Annotated in this window: 2 protein-coding genes; both read right to left on the bottom strand. The window is 62.4% G+C overall.

Annotated features, from left to right (window positions below):
- The coding region (locus tag KBI52_RS01150) for a phosphoenolpyruvate carboxykinase (ATP) (RefSeq protein WP_210804823.1) at positions 1–224 on the bottom strand (224 nt) is incomplete at its 3' end.
- Between the two features lie 125 nt (positions 225–349).
- Positions 350–763 (bottom strand): carbonic anhydrase (locus KBI52_RS01145; RefSeq protein ID WP_305797860.1); only part of this gene is annotated, 414 nt, incomplete at its 5' end.

Below are 763 nucleotides of genomic sequence, written 5' to 3'. Positions count from 1 at the left end.
TCCGTGGTCTCGTCGCGCACCACGAACTTGTCCTTGGGCGAGCGGCCCGTATGCACGCCGGTGTCGGCCAGGAGCGCCCCGCCCTGCACGAGCCGGGTCTCGCCCCGGGTCAGGGACTGCTCGTAGAGCGCGGGCGCCTCGAGGTTCCAGTAGACCCGTTTGAGATTGCGGAGGCCGGAGGCCTCAGCGCCCTGTGCGCTGTTGAACACGCCGATATTTTCCACGGAAGACTTCTCCTTGTAGATGATAGCCGAGAAGTGAGTTCGGCTTCCAATTTGTAGATGCCCGTATGTACAGGTTGGTCTAAGGGCTTATCGCCAATGTGGCCTCATCGTCGACTACGTTGAGTCTAAAGCCAAGACATTCTTGCCGAAGCCGGTGCCATCGCAGTTCCGTCCGTTGCGGAGAACATCGAGACCCGGTGGGGCATGTCCTCGACCATAGACCGATACTCACCAGTCTCCGGGTCACGCACCATCAGGACACCGGACGCCACGCCAAAGTAAGCGCCGTGGAGTTCCAGCTTACCGCGCTCCACGAGGGTGCGAATGCAGGGGAAGGTCATTAGGTTGTTGAGGCTGTTCTCAATGGCCGCCAGTTCGAGACGGGTGAGATAGTCGGCGAAATTTATGTTCCCGCGCGGGCCGATCCGCTCGCCCGCGGGCTTGATCAGGTTCATCCAGCGGCCGATGAAGTCACCCGGCGACAGGGGGGCGGTCTCGTCCGCGAAGGCCCGGATGCCGCCGCAGCGGGCATGGCCCAG

This window comes from Microvirga sp. HBU67558 (assembly GCF_018069605.1).
Taxonomy (GTDB): Bacteria; Pseudomonadota; Alphaproteobacteria; order Rhizobiales; family Beijerinckiaceae; genus Microvirga; species Microvirga terrae.
This window is presented reverse-complemented; position numbering and strand designations above follow the sequence as displayed.